We start from the raw sequence: 931 nt of genomic DNA on the forward strand, positions 1-931 counted from the left end.
GATAGGTCTGCGTCAGCTAGAGCAACTTTTAGTGGCTCAAGAGAACGTTGAACTAGGTCTTCAACTAGAGATTCTAGTTTCGCACGAGTCACTTTCACGTTCATGTGCTTAGGACCCGTTGCATCTGCAGTTACGTAAGGTAGGTTTACGTCAGTTTGAGTCGTAGAAGAAAGCTCAATCTTCGCTTTCTCTGCCGCTTCTTTAACACGCTGCATTGCAAGTGGATCGTTCTTAAGGTTGATACCTTGCTCTTTGTTGAACTCGTCTACTAGGTAGTTGATTAGACGGCTATCAAAGTCTTCACCACCAAGGTGAGTGTCACCGTTAGTTGCTAGAACTTCGAACGTTTTCTCGCCTTCAACTTCATCGATTTCGATGATAGAGATATCGAATGTACCACCACCAAGGTCGTAAACCGCGATAGTACGGTCGCCGCCTGACTTGTCTAGACCGTAAGCTAGCGCTGCTGCTGTTGGTTCGTTGATGATACGTTTTACTTCTAGACCTGCGATACGGCCAGCGTCTTTGGTTGCTTGACGTTGTACATCGTTAAAGTAAGCAGGAACAGTGATAACTGCGCCAGTCACTTCCTCACCTAGGAAGTCTTCAGCAGTTTTCTTCATTTTTTTCAGGATTTCAGCTGAAACTTGAGGAGCCGCCATTTTTTGGCCTTGCGCTTCTACCCATGCATCACCGTTGTCAGCCTTAACAATTTTGTAAGGCATGATTTCGATATCACGCTGAACTTCTTCGTCTTCGAAACGACGACCGATAAGACGCTTAATTGCGTATAGCGTGTTAGTTGGGTTTGTTACTGCTTGACGTTTAGCAGGTTGGCCTACTAGCGTTTCGCCGTCTGTGTATGCAACAACAGATGCGGTTGTACGCTCACCTTCCGCGTTTTCAATCACGCGTGGTTTGTCGCCGTCTA

The 931-nt window shown here is 46.4% G+C and carries 1 protein-coding gene; it reads right to left on the reverse strand.

Going from position 1 to position 931, the window contains the following annotated elements; translation table 11 throughout:
* A partial coding sequence (locus H2O73_RS20250; protein WP_182110727.1) for an Hsp70 family protein occupies positions 1 to 931 on the reverse strand: 931 nt, incomplete at both ends.

The sequence above is a fragment of the Vibrio marinisediminis genome (assembly GCF_014050145.1).
Lineage (GTDB): Bacteria > Pseudomonadota > Gammaproteobacteria > Enterobacterales > Vibrionaceae > Vibrio > Vibrio marinisediminis.